This is a genomic window from Mucilaginibacter sp. NFR10, assembly GCF_900100445.1.
GTDB classification, from domain to species: domain Bacteria; phylum Bacteroidota; class Bacteroidia; order Sphingobacteriales; family Sphingobacteriaceae; genus Mucilaginibacter; species Mucilaginibacter rubeus.
Window position 1 is genome coordinate 529,598 of sequence record NZ_FMTV01000001.1, and the last position, 17,752, is coordinate 547,349.

A 17,752-nucleotide genomic window follows, 5' to 3' on the forward strand; every position below is an offset into this window, starting at 1 on the left:
CGAAAATTTTTACAAACAGTAAATTATATTAGCGGTTATTAATACGCAGATTTATTTACATTTGTTGCAGATACAAATTTCTATGGCGGAAACAGCACAACTAAAAATTGGTGATAAAACATTTGAGCTCCCTGTAATTGAGGGCACTGAAGGTGAAAAGGCAATCGATATTTCTAAGCTTCGCGATCAAACCGGTTATGTAACACTTGATATCGGGTATAAAAATACAGGCGCTACCAAAAGCGCCATTACTTTTTTAGATGGCGAGCAGGGAATACTTAAATATCGTGGTTATCCAATTGAGCAATTAGCCGAAAAATCATCATTTATTGAAGTTGCTTATTTGCTGATCTATGGCGAGCTGCCATCTGCCGAAAAGCTAAAATCATTCCAGTACGAGCTAAGCCGCCACACTTTGGTGCATGAGGACATGAAAAAGTTTTTTGATGGCTTTCCGTCAAAATCGCACCCGATGGGGCAGCTGTCGTCATTGGTATCTGCATTATCGGCTTTTTATCCCGAATCATTAAAGCCATCCCAAACCACCGAAGAGCTTAACCAAAGCATTATTAAAATGCTTGCTAAAATGGCTACCGTGGTTTCATGGATCTATAAAAAATCATTAGGGCACCCTGTTATCTATCCTCAAAATAAATACGATTACGTTACCAACTTCCTGCACATGACCTTTGGTCAGCGTACAGAGGAGGTGGAGATCGATCCGGTGGTTATTGACGCTATGAACAAGCTGTTGATTTTACATGCCGATCATGAGCAAAACTGTTCTGCTTCCACCGTTCGTATCGTAGGTTCGTCTGATTCTAATATTTATGCTTCGGTATCTGCAGGCATTTCAGCGCTTTGGGGACCGCTACATGGCGGCGCCAACCAGGCTGTAATAGAAATGCTGGAGAAGATCAAAGAAGATGGTGGCGATACTGATAAATGGATTGCTAAGGCGAAAGACAAAAACGATCCTTTCCGTTTAATGGGTTTTGGCCACCGCGTTTATAAAAACTTTGATCCGCGTGCAAAGATCATTAAAAAAGCCTGCGACGATATTTTAGAAAAGCTGGGAGTTAATGACGAGGTATTGGAAATAGCCAAAAAACTGGAAGAGGTTGCCCTGAAAGATCCTTATTTTGTTGAGCGTAAACTTTATCCTAACGTTGATTTTTACTCCGGTATCATTTACCGCGCCTTAGGCTTCCCAACTGATATGTTCACTGTACTGTTTGCTCTTGGCCGTTTACCGGGATGGATTGCTCAATGGAAAGAAATGAAAGAAAACAAAGAACCTATCGGTCGTCCGCGCCAGATTTACGTTGGCGCCACCTCTAAAGAGTATGTGGAGATAGCAAAACGGTAAAATTTTTGGTTCATGGTTGATGGATCATAAGTAATAGAAGAAGAAAAGACTACATTAAATAAGGAAGCGATGGGGGATGACCTCATCGCTTTTTTTGACCGCTGATTTTTGATTTTGATTAATATGATTACGCTGATTTGCTAATCTTATTATTTGATAATACTAAACGAGGGAATCAGCGAAATCAGCGTGATCATTCGTCAAAAATTAAGGTTCAGATAAAGAAGCCCCGCAGGTTTTCACCGTGCGGGGCCATATAAATAAATCAATCAACTGCAGTGGTTAAGCTTAAAGCTTAGTAATAGTAAAAGTGTTGGCGTTGGCATTTAATACAATTTTGTACGTGCCGCCGGTTGTAATGGTGTAATTAGCTCCGCCTGGAGTGAGTGCACCTGGCGTACCGCCTAAGTTTAAATCCCAGCTGTGATTAAACCTGAATTTTATATCCTTGCCGCCAATTAAAGCAACGGTAACGCTCCATGTTTTGGTGGTAGCGTCATAAAGCATATCGGTATCAGTGCTCCAGCCGCCCGGAGTAGCATCGCCAATAATGCTCCAGAACACAGGGGTAGCCGTAAATGTGCCTTTTGTTTTATCGTTTTGGTCGATAACGGCATGCAGCGCATAGTATCCCGCGGCAGGTACCGAAAGGTTACCGCCGGTAGTACTTATTTTTCCGCTGCCTGCATCACCGTATGCAACGTCCCAAACCTTTTTAGGAGTAAGTTTAAATTCAAGCTTACCAACAGGGAAACCGATATAGCCATCATACACACCATCATTATTTGGTGAAGTGAGGCTGTCGGCAGTTTTGGGATCCCATCCCTGGTAAGCACCGGGAACATAAATATAGCCTGTACCCTGGTATGGTAATACAGTTAATGTAATAATGTTTGAGTAGGTAGCAGCCAGGTTTGGAGCCGCTGATGATTTAATGCGCACCTCAACTTGCGATGGGTTGTCATAAGATAGCTTCAATGCTGTTAACATATCGTTAAGCACACCCACTTTAAGCGTTTGGGTAAGCTTGTCGGTGCTTACTTCTCTTGCGTTTTTAAAACTATTACCTTTTACATCTAACTGTATAGTATAGGTAATGGGGGCATTGTAACCAGTTACCGGGGTTGCGGCCCAGCTAAAGGTAATAGCATCATTATTGGCATTGGGTTTAGATAGTGCGGGGGCGGTTGTTGTTGAAGTTAAAGCACCCACTTTGCCCACGTTTGCTACAACCTTTACTTCATCCTTTTTACATGACGCCAGCATCAGCAGCGCAATGCCACCGAATGCCAGGAGCGTGGTAAATATTTTTTTCATATCCTTTTTAGGTTTTATGGTTTTACGGGAGATACTTTAAGAGCATCTCCCGGTATATTATTAATATCCTGTATTTTGTTTCAGATTAGGGTTAGCTGTAACATCTGCCGATGGTAACGGATATACCGTGCGGAAGCTTTCAACGCTTTTTCCATCTTTTGAACCGCCTTTAAACGGCCACAAATAGGTAGCCTCTACAAACTTTTTGTAACGGATAAGATCCGTACGGCGGAAGCCTTCCCAGTACAGCTCACGTCCTCTTTCATCAAGCAACAAGTCGGTTGTTAAAGCGGTTAACTGGCCGGTGGTAGCACTTTGGTAGGCACGGGCCCTTAATTTGTTAACATAGCTTAAAGCAAGTGTGGCATCGCCGCCACCGCCGCGTGTAGTAGCTTCAGCATAGATCAAATACTGCTCGGCTAAACGGAAAATAGGAAGGTCCATATCTGCATAATCCAAACTTTGCGGGGGGGCACCGTTTATCTTAACATCTTTGAATTTACTGATAGCATAGCCATCGGTAAAGCTACTTATGGTATTGATATCGATATTTTGGCCATCGGTATAAAACTGGGCACGTTTATCAGCACTCGAGGCGCCTCCCGGAAACAGGTTTACAAAAGCTTTGGTAGTACGTAAACCGGCCCAGCCGCCTGAAATACCATAATCAGCAGCAGGCATTGAGCCACCAACGGGGGCATGGGTCATAAATGTGGCACCACCATAGCTTTGGGTATGTAAGCCATCATAGTTAATGGTTAAAATAAACTCATTTTTATTGAGGTTGTTATCAGCGCGCATTAATTTGGAATAGTCACTAACTAATGAATAACCGGCATCAATCACCTTTTTTGAATAGGTTACCGCAGCTGCATAATTAGCTGTACCGGTATAAACCTCAGCATTAAGATAGATCCTGGCTAATAATGCCCATGCAGCCGCTTTATCTGCGCGGCCATATTCGTTAGTGCGGGCATCAGCAAGGCTTCCATCAATTGCTTTAAGCTCGCCTTCAATATAGGTAAACAGATCTTTACGGCTTATTTGCTTAGGCAAAGCACCACCCAAAGCATCGTTTTCGGTAACGAATGGAGGGTTTCCAAATAAATCCATTAAAATCGAATATTGATAGGCTCTTAAAAAGCGCGCCTCAGCAACATATTGATGAACTTTATCAGCATCGGCGCCGGTAATTCCCCTGCTGCTTAGCTTAGCATCAGACGACTGGCGGATAAAATCATTAGCCAATGTAATCTGATACATGCAACGATAGTATAAACCTGTAAGGAACAGGTTGCTTGAAGACCAGGTCATGCTGTGAAAATCCGGCAGCCCCACATCTCCCCAGCCAACAACAGCTTCATCGGTCGGTAATTCCTGGGCACACCACATCAGGCGGAAAAAATCAGACGTGCCTTCGTCAATACCTTGTACGTCGCCGTTGCCGGCAGGCCCTGTATTACCGGTGAGCGCGTATGCTGCATAAACCTTGGCAAATGCTTGTTTGTAACCCTCGGGCGAGCTGTAAACCTGCTCCGCCGTTACATCATTGGTAGGAAGCAAATTAAGCTTCTTGGTGCACGATGTTAAACCCCCGGCTATCAAACCGGTTATTAATATATATTTTAATGAATTTCTTTTCATGTCAATCTTTTTTGCGTTATCAGCTTTATATTATAATGAAAGGTTTAAACCTAACACATAGGTACGCGGCCTTGGGTAAAAATTGTTATCAATGCCGCTGCTAACTTCGGGGTCAAGACCTTTATATTTGGTAATGGTAAATACGTTTTGTACGTTAGCACTTACGCGCAAATTGCCGGTGTTGCCAAACACTTTGCCAAAGTTATAGCCGAGGTTAATGTTATCCATTTTTATAAACGACGCGTTCTGTATGTAGTAATCGGATAGCCTCATCTTATCAGAAGAGCCCACTATACCAGTTTGAAGCAAACTTGTAGAAGCGTTGTTCAAAATTCCGATGCCGTTAAATACGCTTAATTGTGTGCCCGAGCTTGCAAGCACGTTGTTGTAAGCATAATTACCTACACTTGCCCTTGCTGAGAAGCCCGCCGACCATTTTTTATAATTGAAGTTTGAATTAAGACCGAAGTATGCCTTAGGATCTGAGCTTTTATATCTGTAAAGGTCGCTGCTATTGATAATGCCATCCTTATTGCGGTCAACAAAAACGCCGTCAAGCGGTCTGCCATCGGCACCGTAAACCTGTTGATAAACGTAAAAGGAAAGGCGGGGATAATTAACCGAATTGATTTGGATTGTATTACCGGTGCCGCCTGATATGCCCCCCGTTAACACACCGGGATAGCTTGGATCAGGAGCCAGGGTAAGCCGGGTAATTTTGTTGGTATTGTAGGTGGCGTTAAAGCCGATGCTCCAGTTCATATCCTGTGATCTGATCACATCTGCATTAAGGCTTAATTCAACACCCTTGCTGGTTAAATCGCCAATGTTGGCCACAATGGTATTTGAAAAGTTAGTACCTGCTGGCTGGGGTATGCTGTTAAGTAGTTTTGATGTTTTGCGGTAGTAAAAATCAAGGGTACCGGTAATGCGATTGTCAAGAAATCCAAAATCAAGCCCGGCATTTGATGATGCTGTTTGCTCCCAGGTACGTTGTGAATAATATCCGCCCGGACGGTACAGGTTGTATAAAATATCGCCTAATTGATATTGGGCGGCGTTACCACTAAGATTATAAAACGATATCACATCATAGTTACCAATGCCATCCTGCTGGCCGGTTATACCGTAACCCAGGCGTAATTTAAGATCAGATAACGCAGTTATTCCCTTAAACATTTGCTCTTGTTTTAATTTCCAGGCAAATGCTACAGAAGGGAAAGTACCAAATCTTCTATCGGGGTTAAATTTTGATGAACCATCGCGGCGTACAGTACCGGTTAGGATATATTTATCTTGAAATACGTAATTTAAACGACCATAAACGGATATTAACCTGTTTTCTGGTTCATCAAAATTAAAGTTTGGATTAGAGCCTGGTCTTTCGGTTCCGTCAAATGCATAGGATCCGTAAAAGTAATTTTTTGTGCTAAAATCCTGGTATGAGTAACCGGCAACTGCATCAATATGGCTTGCGATGTTTTTTAGATCTTTAGCATAGCTGAAGTAACCTTCAAATATAGTATTTGATTGTGTGCCTCTATACGGGTTTCGCTGGCCGCGGTGAGTGATCCCTTTACTGTCCTGAAATCCATTGTAGTTTGAAGCCGCACTATCAGGAATGTTTACACTGCCCGAGCCTTTAGATACATCGTAGCCTAAGTTAACATTTGCATGCAATTCGGGCAAAAAGTGAAACTTATAATCCAATTGGAGGTTGCCTATACTACGATAAACATTACTGCGGTTGTCTTGCTCTTCAAGTAAGCCCAATGGATTAAGTGTGGCTAACCCTTTAAGCTGGCTTGTAGCCGGTTTTGATGGATCATTCAGCCATTCATAATAGCCACCAAAACGATTGCTGCCCGAGTAAACAGGTTTGGTAGGATCAAAGCTAACTGCCGCACCGATTGCCCCCTCATTGGCAAACCGCTGTTTCACCTGTGAGCCTTTAGCATTCAGGGTTACTTTCAAATGGTCTGTGAAAAAGCTTGGGCTTAAGTTAATTGCGCCGGTAAACCGCTGTAATGAACTGGTTTTTAAAATACCTGTCTGGTCAAAATACCCGGCAGAGACGCGATACGGCAGGTGTTTCGTTGCACCTGATATACTGATGTTATTGTCGGTAGTGATGCCTGTTTGGTAAATTTGCTTTTGCCAATTGGTATTTGCCGTGCCAAGCTGTGATTTTTGTATTGCTGTGCCATTGGCATTCACATAATCGCGTATTTGATCGCCTGTAAGTACGTCAACATATTTGTTAAGCTTACTGGCCGAAAATTGAGTGCTGAAATCGATAACCGGTTTACCGCTTTTGCCCTTTTTAGTAGTGATCAATATAACGCCGTTTGAGGCCCTGTTACCATAAATAGCAGCAGCCGACGCATCTTTCAGAATGGAAAACGATTCAATATCATTTGGGTTAATCAAGCTCAACGGGTCTGCAACGCCCGGTATTTTCGATGTGCCATCACCGTTACGCGGACGATCGATGGGGACACCATCAATTACGATCAGCGGATCATTGCCTGCCGCCAGTGATACACCCGCACGCACGCGAATCGTACTACCTGCACCAGGCGCGCCGCTGTTTGATATTACGGATACACCTGCAACCTTACCGGCAATTAATTGCTCGGGGGTGGTAATAACGCCTTTTTGGAAATCTTTGGCGGTTACGTTGGTGATTGCGCCTGAAAGATCTTTTTTGCGCTGGGTACCGTAACCTATAACCACTACCTCGTTCAGACTTTTGCTTTCGGGAGCGAGGCTGAAGTTTTCGACCGTTGCACCGTTAACGGTTACTGTTTTTTTGATGGTAATATAACCGATAAATTTTACACTTAGGGTGTAAGTACCGGCTTTAACATTGTTAATGGCATAATTACCATTAGGGTCGGTAGTTGAACCAATAGTGGTACCATCGACGGTAACCGTAGCACCGGGGAGGGGCTGGTTGGTTTCGTCAGATACCTTTCCTTTAATACTCCCGGTTTGTGAAAACGCCATGAATGACATCATCAGGAAAGCACAAAGAAGAACATACTTTTTTGAGTAATTTTTTCTCATTTACTTATTGATTTTTATGAATAAAAAAAGGCTTATTTTGCCGTCTATAATTGGTTTATTATTGTGACCGAAACAGCATGCGACTAATTTACATTTACAAATATCAATTGCAAATTTTATATAAAAGATAATTTTAAAGCGTTTAATTAAAGCTTTTTTAACTTTAACGAAATGTTGAAAATTATTAAAGAAGTGGGGAAAAATTATTGTTTTTATGCGAAATTTGGATTTAAACACATATTTGTGAAATAAGTAAGTGTCATGTTTACACAATATGTAATTTTACTTTTATGCAACCTATTTCCGGGAACGTTCCCGGAAACGTTCCCGGTTTTTAGCTTTTTGTCATGATGAAAAAAATAATTTTCTGCGCGTTTTTGCTTTTTGGCCGAAATTTTTTGCTTTTTAGCCAGGTGAAAATCTCCTTTTTTACCGGCAAAATAGCAGCGTTGAAAAGCCCGTCTGAACACCTGTTCCTGGCAGGTGATTTTAATGGCTGGAACCCTGCCGATAAGGCCTGGGAACTGGTTAAAAATGAGAAGGGAAATTACGTGATAAACAAAGACCTGCCGGTTGGTATCGTTCATTTTAAAGTGACCCGTGGCAGTTGGAACTCCGTTGAATGCGATGTTGCTGGTAAGGCCATTGATAACCGCAACCTAAAAATAACCGCAGATACAACTATTAAGCTGGATATTGAAGCCTGGCAGGATAACTTTGGCATACCTGAAAAGAAACATACCGCTACAGCGAGGGTACATGGGATCAGCGAAAACTTTGAAATACCTCAATTAGGCAGGCAGCGGAGGGTTTGGATCTATTTACCGGCCGGTTATGAGGCAGACAAAAAGAAATACCCGGTAATTTACATGCACGATGGGCAGAACCTTTTTGATGAATACACCTCAAGCTATGGCGAATGGGGGATTGATGAATTGATGGAAAAAATACCGGTCCGGCAGGAAAGTATTATAGTAGGTATCGATCATGGAGGGGAGTACCGCATAACCGAGTATGACCCGTATAACTCAAGATACGGAGAAGGCAGGGGAGATGATTATGTGCAATTTTTAATTAACGACCTTAAACCATATATTGACACACATTACCGTACCCAAACTGATGCCGCCCACACAACCATTGCGGGCAGCTCCATGGGCGGACTTATCTCGATGTATGCCGCGCTTAAATACCCCGGGGTGTTTGGAAATGCAGGGGTATTTTCGCCCGCATTCTGGATAGCGCCGCAAATTTATGACCAGGCACAACAGGCTGCAATAAATAAAAATAGCCGTTTTTATTTTGTTTGCGGCGATGCAGAAAGCGCCAGTATGGTAGCCGATATGCAAAAAATGGCCAATTTGCTGAAATCAAGAGGGGTAAAACCCGAAAACGCCCCCGTTACTGTAATCAAAGGCGCATCCCACAATGAAAAGCAATGGAACGGCGACTGGCCTGGGTTTTATAAATGGTTGATGGAGTTTTAATTAACTACCTGTTTTGCGTTAGCGATAGTAGCGGTACCGGCCAAGCGGCTAAGGCCTGCGCAGTATGAGCGGATAGCGCGGGCCGAAGGTAACGCCCACAATGATAATTTGGGATTTCGGATGTTCGATTTCGAATTTTCTTTGCATCTGTAAATCCTTAATTCTATAAATTCTGATTCCGACCTTAACGTTCTATCCATAACCCGCCCAAATTTCCCTTAAATTTAATAGTTTTGAGGTCAGCGTTTACCCATGACCATCGAAGAAATATTAAAACAATACTGGAACCATGACACCTTCAGGCCCATGCAGGCCGAGATCATCCAGTCTGTTTTATTAGGAAATGATACTTTGGCGCTGTTGCCTACCGGCGGCGGTAAATCAGTTTGTTTCCAGGTGCCGGCGTTGGCTAAAGAGGGGATCTGTATAGTGGTGTCGCCGCTTATTGCGCTCATGAAAGACCAGGTTGAAAACCTGCGGGCCAAAGGCATCAACGCGATATCCATAGTATCGGGAATGGGTCGCCGTGAGATAGATCTGGCGCTGGATAATTGCATTTATGGTTCGGTAAAGTTCCTGTACCTGTCGCCCGAGCGCCTGCTGAGCGAATTGGTGCGCGAGCGGGTGAAGTACATGAAAGTAAACCTCTTCGCAGTGGACGAGGCGCATTGTATTTCGCAATGGGGTTACGATTTCAGGCCGCCGTACCTGCATATTGCCGATCTGCGGGAGCTGCATCCCAACGTGCCCGTGCTTGCGCTTACAGCAACAGCTACCGCCGATGTTAAGGCCGATATTCAGGAAAAGCTAAAATTCAAAAATCCGGTAGTTTACCAGCAAAGTTTTGAACGACGCAATATCAGTTATGTGGTGCAGCATGAGGAAGATAAGTTCCGTAAAATGATCAATATCGTACGCGGTGTTAAGGGAAGCGGCATTGTATATGTACGGAGCAGGAAGGAAACTTTTGAGATAGCGAAGTTCCTGACGGATAACGGTATAAGGGCCGATTATTACAACGCAGGCCTGACTGTTGACCAGCGCGCCGAAAAGCAGGAGGCCTGGAAAAATAACCGGGTACGGGTGATCGTAGCTACCAATGCTTTTGGTATGGGGATAGATAAACCGGATGTACGGTTTGTGATCCACAAGGATATTCCCGAAAGTTTGGAAGCCTATTATCAGGAAGCCGGCCGGGGCGGCCGCGATGGTAATAAAGCTTTTGGCGTACTGCTATATAACCCTGCCGATAAGCTGAAACAGGAAAAGATGTATGAGCTTAACTTTCCATCGGTTGAGGAGATTAAGCAGGTATACCATAACCTGGCCAATTATTACCAGGTAGCTTATGAGGCCGGCGAGGGTTTAAGCTTTGATCTCGACCTTGGCGAATTTTGCAGCCGCTTCAAGCTCGATGCTATTAAAACGCTCAACGCCCTTAAGTTTTTAGAGCGTGACGAATACCTTGCTTTTAACGAAAGCGTATTTTTACCCTCGCGTTTTCAGTTTGAGGTAGTTAACGAGCAACTATACAACTTCCAGATCCAGAACGCCGGTTGGGACCCTTTTATCAAAACCCTGCTGCGCTCATACGGGGGGGCTTTTGAAAATTATGTGCGTATAAAGGAGTTTGATATCGCAAGGCGAACAGGTTTAAGCGTTCAGCAGGTTGTTGAAGGGATGTTACAGTTGCAGCAGTATGGATTGCTTAGCTATATGCAGCAAACTGATAAACCCCAGGTTACCTATTTAAAACCACGGGTACAGGGCAGTCACCTCATCGTCGACAGGAAATATATTGAGCAGCGCAAAGAAGTGTGCCGCCAAAAAATGGAAGCTGTTTTTGCCTACGCCATTCATAAACGCTGCCGGAGCCAGATGTTGCTGGCTTATTTTGATGAGCCAAATGGTCGTAAATGCGGGATCTGCGATGTTTGCCTTGAGGAAAAACGCAGGGTAAATCAAGACGAGATCTTCGACAACATCACCACCGAAATAGTTCAATTGCTTAGTATCAGCAACCCCGATATCGGTGGACTGATAACCGGGATCAACATCGGTACCGAAAAAGAAAAAATGGAGGCCGTACGCCTGCTGCTCGATGCAGGGAAGATTAAAACCGATGGCGAGGCTTATTATTTGAGTTGATAGGTTGTATAACAAGGGTTTTCACCCGTCCACCATGCCCAGAAACTCTAAAGGAGAAATAACAATATAAAAAAGGGGCCTGTCACCCTGAGCCTGTCGAAGGGTCGCGCGCAGAGGCCTGCCCACGATGCTTCGAGTGCCTCAGCATGACCCCATTTTTAATTGTGTCGTGCTTCGATCTAATTTATCTTTCTTTCCCTCAAATTCTCCACCCCATTTCACCGGGAAAAATCACCCCTTTACCGACAAAAACCTGCCCTACAGCTAATTAGCCCAAGCCTGCTGTAACGTTTTTTATTTGAGATCGTCATATGTATGTATTCAATGAAATAAAATAATAATCACTTGACAATCAAAATATTAATACCATGAAAACTACATTAACCGCCATCGCTACCGTACTGTTTATGGTACTTGGCTTCGCAAACATCGCATCTGCAAATAATGCTAAAAATGATGCAGGCATCATTTTAACCGACATCAGCAAAATCAACAAAATTGAAGTTTACGGCAATGTTGAACTTTATATATCAAGCGGCCCGGCCGACCAGGTGAAAGTTTACAACCGTTACTATTCTGAAAACGCTCTGGTTCAGTCACAAAAAGGCGTATTGCGCATCTCATCATATAAAGCAGAAAAATTGGTAGTTTGGGTAACTGCAAACCAATTAAGCGCCATTAACGCCTATGATAATGCCGAGATTAAATCATTCGGTTGCCTTTCAGGTATCGAGCTTGATGTTAAATTGAACAACAATGCATCTGCAAATCTTAGCCTGGATACTTACAGCGCGAGCATCACCCTAAGCGGTAATGCAAAAGCCGAGCTTAAAGGTAACACCAACGAGTACAGCCTAACCCGCAACGCAACATCAAATGTAAACAGCAATGGTTTAGCATATGCCCACGCCACCGAAACTTTGAATAAAGAAACCAGGCCGAGGGTCAATGACTTTGCAACTTTATAAGCGCCATTTTTTTGAGTCAATTATATATAGTGTAGCCGCTCCGAAAAGGGGCGGCTTTTTTGCGTGCTTTTGCGTTGCAAACGAGCGCGTGTTAAAAGATGCTTTACTATTATTACCGGTGAGATAACTAAAAAAGTTTTTGTTATGTTGTTGTTTCAATAATAGGCAGCGTTTATTTCAGGCGATATTCGCCATCTGCAACACCTTTATTGATGGTCTCAACAAAGTCTTTCTGCTCTGCTCGATCAGCCTTTGGCGAAGAACTGCCATGGTAATTTGAACTGACCTCAAATTGTTTTCTGGAGCGTCGTTACCTTTAATAGGGTGGCGACGTTTTTTGTTTTCTATTGAATAAAACTATTTTCAAAAAATACTTGCGCAAGTAAATGCTTGCATTTATATTTGCAAGTACTTACTTGCGTAATTATGAAAGCCAGACGAGATGTTTACCAGGCGATAGCCGACCCCACCCGAAGAGCGATTATCAATATGATTGCTGCACAGCCACATAACGTGAATGCGATAGCTGCAAACTTTGATGTTACACGCCAGGCAATTTCACTGCATATCCAGATACTGGCCGATTGCGGTTTGATAAACGTTAAACAGCAGGGCCGCGATAGGGTCTGCGAAGCCCGGCTTGATCAGCTTGGCGAAATATCAGTTTGGGTTGATCAATATCGCCAGCACTGGGAAAATAAATTGGATAACCTTGAGAAATATGTAGTAAACCTAAAAAATGAAAGAAATGGAAAACAATCAAAGTAGCACTGCAGATCGTGAACTGCGCTTAACCAGAACTTTAGATGCCCCGGTTGAGCTGGTATGGGAAGTTTGGACCCAACCCGAACATATTGCCCAGTGGTGGGGGCCCAACGGCTTCACCAATACCATTAGTAAAATGGAAATTAAACCAGGAGGAGAGTGGGATCTGGTGATGCATGGCCCCGATGGAACAGATTATAAAAATAAGAGCGTATTTAAAGAAGTTATTCCACTTAAAAAGATAGTATACGAGCATGTCAGCAGTCCAAGATTTGTTGCAACTATTGAGTTTGACGAACGGGGAGAGCAAACTTTCCTGAGCTGGCACATGCTTTTTGAAACGCATGAGCAGTTTGTACAGGTAGTAAAAACATTTAAAGCTGATGAAGGCTTAAAGCAAAACATCGAAAAGTTAAACCTGTATTTAAAAGATGTGAGGAAGGGATAAACTCTATCGAAGGTCACATAGATATCTTCTTTTGTTAATGTATAAAGCGTTATTGAACAATAACGCTTTTTGCGTTTATAGCAGCCCCAATTAAAGAGGTTTCGAATGGCATTAATAGCACCGTCATCACTTTTCATCTGCACATCTGAAATCTGCACATTTATAATCAAAAATACTTCCGCTTTTTACCGATGATATTCCGCCGTTCGCCGACTAAAACCTGCTGTACATCTAATTTGCCCGAAACCGCTGTAACGTTTTAAAAATGGGGGCGTCTTATCTGTGTATTAAATGAAATAGAAACACAAATAATTGACAATCAAAATATTAATCATCATGAAAACTACAATATTAACAATCGCAGCCTCTTTAGTTTTAGCACTTGGCGTATCAACTGCAGCTAACGCAGCAACCAAAATTGACAACGGCGCAGCCGTAGTTTTAAATAACGTAAGCAAGATCAGCAAGATCGAAGTTCGCGGCAATGTTGAGGTATATGTATCAGCAGGGGAGAATGACAATGTTAAAGTTTATAACAAGTATTATTCAGAGAGCGCATTGGTACAAAACAACAACGGTACCCTACGTATCACCTCGTACAAAAACGAAAAACTGGTAGTTTGGGTAACTGCAAATGATTTGAAAGCCATCAATGCTTATGACAATGCCGAAGTTAAATCATTCGGAAAACTTGCAGCCCTTGAGCTTAACGTTAACCTTTATGACAATGCATCTGTTAAATTAAATGTTGAAGCTTACGCTGCCACCGTAAATGTTAATGACAAAGCTAAAGCTGAATTTACCGGTACAGCCGATGTTTATACCCTGAACCACACCCGCGAATCATTTGTAAACAATAACGCTTTCGCCGCAGCAAGCTTCACCGATAAGGTAACCAACGCTCCTGCCAAATACACTGTTGAAAATGAGTTTGCAGGTCTTTAATAACTTACTTTTGCAAAAGTCTATCATATATTCAAAAGCTATCACTCAAAATGTGATAGCTTTTTTTAATTTTGATGTAACACTAAACTGCCATTCGGCGTCATAACAACCATACTATGAAAAAATACCTTTTTACCTTCACTATAGCAGGCGCGTTAATAACTACAGCCATATTATCATCATGTAATTACAGATGCGTACATGGTTCGGGAAACCAGACTACAGAGAAACGCAAAGCTGAAGACTTTAAAAAAGTCGAGATCTCGGGCGCGTTTAAAGTACACCTGAAACAGGATAGTTCGTTAACTATCGATATCAAAGCTGATGATAACCTGCTCAAATATATTTCAACTTCGGTTGAAGGTGGCGTATTACATATTAAATCAAAAAAGAATTTCTGCGATCCCGGTGATATGGTGATCAACATCGGCGTGAAAAACCTTGAAGAAATTAAAGCTTCGGGCGCGGTTGAAGTTAATTCTGACGGCAAGCTCAACGCTAAAGATTTCAAGCTTGATCTTTCAGGTGCTACTAAAGTAACACTTGACCTTAACGCGGCCAATGTTTCAACCGATGGCAGTGGCGCCACAGAAGTACATCTTACAGGCCAGGCCGCATCACACAAAATTGACCTGAGCGGAGCCGGTAAAGTAGATGCCTTTGATTTTGTTGTTGGTGACTATGATATCGAAACATCGGGCATTGGACATTGCAAAATCAATGTGCTTAAAACACTGAATGTACATACCAGTGGCGCTTCCGAAATTCAATATAAAGGCTCGCCATCTACTGTAAACAACGATAAATCGGGAGCCTCATCTATCAAAAAAGTTGACTGATCGATATTATAATTTAAGTATAACAAAGGGGCCGGGATCTAACTAATTCATGGCTCTTTTAATTTATTAACCACCTATCACTAATTAAAAATAAAAAAGTTTTTAAAATGGACAGCCTATGCAGTTATAGTACTTATCCTGATTGCAATTGCTGGCGTATCGTACATTACGCTGGCCCTCCCCAACGTTGCCCGGCCCGAAGCTATTAAAGTAGATCCAACTCCACAGCGTATAGCCCGTGGTAAATACCTCGCAAATAATGTAACCGTTTGCCTGGATTGTCATTCCACCCGTAGTTGGGATAAATTTGCAGGCCCTTCAGATTCAACGATTTCCGGTGCCGGCGGAGAAAAATTTGATGCCTCAGCAGGTTTCCCCGGTACTGTTTATTCACCTAACATTACCCCGTTAAATTTGAGTGGGTGGACAGACGGTGAGATCTTCAGGGCAATGACCACTGGTGTTAAAAAAGATGGGTCGGCTATATTTCCGATAATGCCATGGCCTTATTATGCAAAAATGGATAGGGAAGATCTTTATTCCATCATTGCATATATACGTACATTAAAACCCAGCGGCAAAAATTATCCGGGCCACCAGATCGATTTTCCGCTGAATGTTATTGTGCATACCATGCCGCAAAAGGCTGCTGGGTAATATCCCCAATCCGGCAGATACGGTAAAATATGGAGCTTATTTATTAAATGCAGCGGCCTGTAAAGAGTGCCACACACAATCAGATAAAGGTAAATTGAATGAGGCAATGGCTTTTGCCGGCGGACAGGGTTATATAGTACCCGGTGGAAGCAAAGTGTTTTCGGCCAATATTACGCCCGATAAGGAAACAGGCATTGGCAGCTGGACAAAAGAGCAATTTGTAAGCCGCTTTACTCAATTTGCCAATGGTAAAATGCAGCCGACACCGGTAAAACCGGGCGAATTTCAAACCATTATGCCGTGGTGGAGATATGGCAGCATGAAAGTGTCCGATCTGGAAGCAATTTACGCTTATATAAAAAACAATAAAGCCCATCAGTAACCATGTTGTAAAATTTGAAAACAATATAAAATCAAGCGCTAATTAAAAATAAATTCATACTTTTGCGCCTCGAATTTTGTATAGCACGGATTAGGTTTTAGGCTATATTTCAAAGGATTAAATTAAATACCCGGTAAAAAGATGAATATTACACAGGAAAAAATTAATGACCTGAACGCAGTTGTTAAAATTAACATCAACCCTCAAGATTACCAGCCACGTGTTGAAAAAGCTATAAAGGAAAACGCTAAAAAAGCAAAAATTCCTGGTTTTCGCCCGGGCATGGTGCCTGCATCGCACATCAAAAAAATGTACGGTAAAAGCATCCTTGTTGATGAGATCAACAACCTGTTACAAGATACTTTAAATAACTATATCGACGAGCAAAAACTGGCTGTATTGGGTCAGCCATTGCCTGCTGCAGATGATAACAAAGAATACAACTGGGATTTTGCCGATAACTTTGAGTTTAGCTATGAATTAGGTTTAGCTCCTGAGTTCAGCATCGACTTTTCATCAAAAGATAAATTAACCCAATACGTAATCAAAGTTGATGACGAAACGCTGGCTTCAAGGATCAAAAATATCCGCCGTAGCTATGGCAAAATGACAAATCCTGACGTATCGGCAGATGATGACGTTCTTTACAGCGAATTGGTTCAACTTTCGGCTGATGGTAGTGTTTTTGAGGGTGGGATAACCAATACGGCGTCTGTACGTTTAGATCAGATCAAAGATGAAGCAATCAAAGCTTCATTGATCGGTTTGAAAAAAGGCGATGTGTTAACATTCGATATTCGTAAAGCTTTTGATAACGACGCAGCTAAAATTGCCGGTTTATTGAAAATTGAAGAAGACGATGCAGCTGATTTAAGAGGCGATTTTCAATTAACTGTTAAAAACGTTAACCGTTTAGAAGAAAGCGACCTTAATCAGGAGTTCTTTGACAAATTATTTGGTGAAGGTACAGTGACTACCGAAGAGGAGTTCACAGCTAAAATTACTGAAGAACTTGAAAGCATGATGGTTCAGGATGCCGACCGCAAATTGCAGGACGACATGTACAAACTGGCTATCGCTAAAGTTGATTTCGCCCTTCCTGACGAGTTTTTGAAACGCTGGTTAAAAGCGACCAACGAGAAATTAAGCGATGAGGAATTAGAAGGCGGTTACAACGATTTTGCTCAAAACCTGAAATGGACTTTGATAGAAAACAAGATCATTACTGATAACACAATCGAAATTAAATATGAAGATGTGTTTGAATTGGCTAAGATCCGTTTAGATCAGCAGTTCAGAATGTACAGCCCGACTGCTATCCCTGAAGATCAGTTAGGCCAGTACACTGTTCAGTACCTGCAAAACAAAGACAACGCTAACAAAATATTTGAAGAGGTAAAAGCATTAAAGGTATTTGATTATATCAAAAATGTGATCACTTTAGATAAGCAGGATATCCTTTACACTGATTTCAGTGCATTGGTTTCTGCAGCGCAGTAAGCCTTAATGGTATTATGCAACATTGCATAATACGCATATATAAAAACACCAAAAGCAACTCACAAGGTTGCTTTTGGTATTTTATGAGGTCTTTACCATATCGCATGCTATTTGTTCTCGCGCTCGTTTGTAACGAGTGCGTAACTGGGGGGCGTTTATAACGCATCCGGCCCGCGCGATACAATCGCGAAACCACTTTAAGCACTCGTTGTAA

The 17,752-nt window shown here is 42.3% G+C and carries 15 protein-coding genes; 11 read left to right on the top strand and 4 right to left on the bottom strand.

Going from position 1 to position 17,752, the window contains the following annotated elements:
• Positions 1-82: 82 nt before the first annotated feature.
• On the top strand, positions 83-1,369 hold the full coding sequence (locus tag BLP33_RS02375; protein WP_090524504.1) for a citrate synthase: 1,287 nt from the start codon (positions 83-85) through the stop codon (positions 1,367-1,369).
• A gap of 288 nt (positions 1,370-1,657) precedes the next feature.
• Here BLP33_RS02375 and BLP33_RS02380 read toward each other — a convergent pair whose 3' ends face one another.
• The 3 genes from BLP33_RS02380 to BLP33_RS02390 are packed head-to-tail and all read right to left on the bottom strand — an operon-like array spanning position 1,658 to position 7,399.
• On the bottom strand, positions 1,658-2,686 hold the full coding sequence (locus BLP33_RS02380; protein WP_090524506.1) for a SusE domain-containing protein: 1,029 nt from the start codon (positions 2,684-2,686) through the stop codon (positions 1,658-1,660).
• Between the two features lie 60 nt (positions 2,687-2,746).
• Positions 2,747-4,330, bottom strand: coding sequence for a RagB/SusD family nutrient uptake outer membrane protein (locus BLP33_RS02385; RefSeq protein WP_090524508.1), 1,584 nt, complete (start codon positions 4,328-4,330; stop codon positions 2,747-2,749).
• Between the two features lie 30 nt (positions 4,331-4,360).
• Entirely contained in the window at positions 4,361-7,399 is a 3,039-nt protein-coding gene (locus BLP33_RS02390) for a SusC/RagA family TonB-linked outer membrane protein (protein WP_090524510.1), read from the bottom strand.
• 347 nt (positions 7,400-7,746) lie between these two features.
• Between BLP33_RS02390 and BLP33_RS02400 the strand changes: the two genes are divergently transcribed.
• The 7 genes from BLP33_RS02400 to BLP33_RS02435 all read left to right on the top strand — a co-directional run bounded on the left by BLP33_RS02400 (position 7,747) and on the right by BLP33_RS02435 (position 14,999).
• Positions 7,747-8,886 carry an alpha/beta hydrolase gene (locus tag BLP33_RS02400; RefSeq protein ID WP_090524514.1) on the top strand — a complete coding sequence of 380 codons (1,140 nt, stop codon included), beginning with the start codon at positions 7,747-7,749 and terminating at the stop codon, positions 8,884-8,886.
• A gap of 252 nt (positions 8,887-9,138) precedes the next feature.
• Positions 9,139-11,034 (top strand): RecQ family ATP-dependent DNA helicase, encoded by a 1,896-nt coding sequence (locus BLP33_RS02410; RefSeq protein WP_090524518.1) that lies wholly within the window; start codon positions 9,139-9,141, stop codon positions 11,032-11,034.
• 368 nt (positions 11,035-11,402) lie between these two features.
• Positions 11,403-12,002, top strand: a complete 600-nt coding sequence (locus tag BLP33_RS02415; RefSeq protein ID WP_090524521.1) for a GIN domain-containing protein — start codon at positions 11,403-11,405, stop codon at positions 12,000-12,002.
• Between the two features lie 426 nt (positions 12,003-12,428).
• The gene (locus BLP33_RS02420; protein ID WP_090524524.1) at positions 12,429-12,770 is read left to right on the top strand and encodes an ArsR/SmtB family transcription factor; all 342 of its coding nucleotides are present in this window, start codon (positions 12,429-12,431) and stop codon (positions 12,768-12,770) included.
• Positions 12,742-13,215, top strand: a complete 474-nt coding sequence (locus BLP33_RS02425; RefSeq protein WP_254780045.1) for an SRPBCC family protein — start codon at positions 12,742-12,744, stop codon at positions 13,213-13,215. Before BLP33_RS02420 ends, BLP33_RS02425 begins: the two co-directional genes overlap by 29 nt.
• 336 nt (positions 13,216-13,551) lie before the next feature.
• Positions 13,552-14,160, top strand: a complete 609-nt coding sequence (locus BLP33_RS02430) for a GIN domain-containing protein (RefSeq protein WP_090524526.1) — start codon at positions 13,552-13,554, stop codon at positions 14,158-14,160.
• A gap of 116 nt (positions 14,161-14,276) precedes the next feature.
• Positions 14,277-14,999: a head GIN domain-containing protein gene (locus BLP33_RS02435; protein WP_090524528.1), complete on the top strand. Its 723-nt coding sequence runs from the start codon at positions 14,277-14,279 to the stop codon at positions 14,997-14,999.
• Positions 15,000-15,101: 102 nt separating this feature from the next.
• Here BLP33_RS02435 and BLP33_RS27615 read toward each other — a convergent pair whose 3' ends face one another.
• Entirely contained in the window at positions 15,102-15,284 is a 183-nt protein-coding gene (locus BLP33_RS27615; protein WP_217633094.1) for a hypothetical protein, read from the bottom strand.
• A gap of 129 nt (positions 15,285-15,413) precedes the next feature.
• Here BLP33_RS27615 and BLP33_RS27620 point away from each other — a divergent pair, with 129 nt between their 5' ends.
• The 3 genes from BLP33_RS27620 to tig all read left to right on the top strand — a co-directional run bounded on the left by BLP33_RS27620 (position 15,414) and on the right by tig (position 17,538).
• Positions 15,414-15,656: a hypothetical protein gene (locus BLP33_RS27620; RefSeq protein WP_217633095.1), complete on the top strand. Its 243-nt coding sequence runs from the start codon at positions 15,414-15,416 to the stop codon at positions 15,654-15,656.
• Complete coding sequence (locus tag BLP33_RS27625) at positions 15,616-16,038, top strand: hypothetical protein (RefSeq protein ID WP_217633096.1); 423 nt, start codon at positions 15,616-15,618, stop codon at positions 16,036-16,038. The genes BLP33_RS27620 and BLP33_RS27625 overlap by 41 nt, the downstream gene beginning before the upstream one ends.
• Before the next feature lie 141 nt (positions 16,039-16,179).
• Positions 16,180-17,538 carry a trigger factor gene (tig, locus tag BLP33_RS02445; protein ID WP_090524530.1) on the top strand — a complete coding sequence of 453 codons (1,359 nt, stop codon included), beginning with the start codon at positions 16,180-16,182 and terminating at the stop codon, positions 17,536-17,538.
• Positions 17,539-17,752 lie beyond the last annotated feature (214 nt).

Bases quoted from the DNA above. Each gene is read 5' to 3' on its own strand.
- BLP33_RS02425 (WP_254780045.1), top strand. From the start codon at position 12,742: ATGAAAGAAATGGAAAACAATCAAAGTAGCACTGCAGATCGTGAACTG.
- BLP33_RS02420 (WP_090524524.1), top strand. From the start codon at position 12,429: ATGAAAGCCAGACGAGATGTTTACCAGGCGATAGCCGACCCCACCCGA.
- BLP33_RS02400 (WP_090524514.1), top strand. From the start codon at position 7,747: ATGATGAAAAAAATAATTTTCTGCGCGTTTTTGCTTTTTGGCCGAAAT.
- BLP33_RS27615 (WP_217633094.1), bottom strand. From the start codon at position 15,284: ATGACAATCCAGGCAAACGGTTACATTATTTGCGAGGTATTTACCACG.
- BLP33_RS02385 (WP_090524508.1), bottom strand. From the start codon at position 4,330: ATGAAAAGAAATTCATTAAAATATATATTAATAACCGGTTTGATAGCC.
- BLP33_RS02430 (WP_090524526.1), top strand. From the start codon at position 13,552: ATGAAAACTACAATATTAACAATCGCAGCCTCTTTAGTTTTAGCACTT.
- BLP33_RS02390 (WP_090524510.1), bottom strand. From the start codon at position 7,399: ATGAGAAAAAATTACTCAAAAAAGTATGTTCTTCTTTGTGCTTTCCTG.
- BLP33_RS02435 (WP_090524528.1), top strand. From the start codon at position 14,277: ATGAAAAAATACCTTTTTACCTTCACTATAGCAGGCGCGTTAATAACT.
- tig (WP_090524530.1), top strand. From the start codon at position 16,180: ATGAATATTACACAGGAAAAAATTAATGACCTGAACGCAGTTGTTAAA.
- BLP33_RS02375 (WP_090524504.1), top strand. From the start codon at position 83: ATGGCGGAAACAGCACAACTAAAAATTGGTGATAAAACATTTGAGCTC.
- BLP33_RS02415 (WP_090524521.1), top strand. From the start codon at position 11,403: ATGAAAACTACATTAACCGCCATCGCTACCGTACTGTTTATGGTACTT.
- BLP33_RS02380 (WP_090524506.1), bottom strand. From the start codon at position 2,686: ATGAAAAAAATATTTACCACGCTCCTGGCATTCGGTGGCATTGCGCTG.
- BLP33_RS02410 (WP_090524518.1), top strand. From the start codon at position 9,139: ATGACCATCGAAGAAATATTAAAACAATACTGGAACCATGACACCTTC.
- BLP33_RS27625 (WP_217633096.1), top strand. From the start codon at position 15,616: ATGTTATTGTGCATACCATGCCGCAAAAGGCTGCTGGGTAATATCCCC.